The following is a 593-nucleotide window of genomic DNA, read 5'->3' as shown; positions in this document are numbered from 1 at the left end:
AAAAGTCCATCTGTTCCATTTGCCCATGATGGCCGTCCAGCGGTACAATCCGTCCCCCGAATTCCTTTTCTTCAAACGCCTTTACGACATCGTCCTGTCCCTGGTGGCCCTGGTGCTCTTTGCGCCCATTATGGCCGCCGTGGCCGTGGCCATCAAAATGACTGACGGAGGAGACATCTTCTACCGCCAGGCCCGTCTCACCAAAGACGGCAAAGTCTTCCAGGTGCTGAAATTCCGCAGCATGCGCATGGATGCTGAAAAAGACGGAGTAGCCCGGCTCAGCACCGGCGAAAACGACCCCCGGGTCACTAAAGTGGGCCGCTTCATCCGGGCCGTCCGTTTTGACGAACTGCCCCAGCTGCTGAACATCCTCCAGGGAGATATGTCCATCGTAGGCCCAAGACCCGAACGCCCCGAGATTTCCGCCCAGTACGCCAAAGAAATGCCCGAGTGGAACCTGCGGCTCCAGGCCAAATGCGGCCTTACCGGCTACGCCCAGGTCTACGGCCAGTACAACACCACCCCCTACGACAAACTGTTGCTGGATCTCATGTACATCGCCCGTCCCAGCCTGTTCGAAGACTTCAAGATCA

General features: G+C 57.8%; 1 protein-coding gene. It reads left to right on the top strand.

Annotation, left to right across the window (positions count from 1 at the left end):
- Nucleotides 1-593, top strand: a 593-nt coding sequence (locus QVO43_RS00350) for a sugar transferase (RefSeq protein WP_288174244.1), incomplete at both ends; no start/stop codon positions are given.

Source organism: Acidaminococcus sp. CAG:542, assembly GCF_000437815.1.
Taxonomy (GTDB): Bacteria; Bacillota; Negativicutes; order Acidaminococcales; family Acidaminococcaceae; genus Acidaminococcus.
The sequence above is the reverse complement of the archived record's forward strand: the minus strand, read 5'-3'. Positions and strand labels throughout refer to the sequence as shown.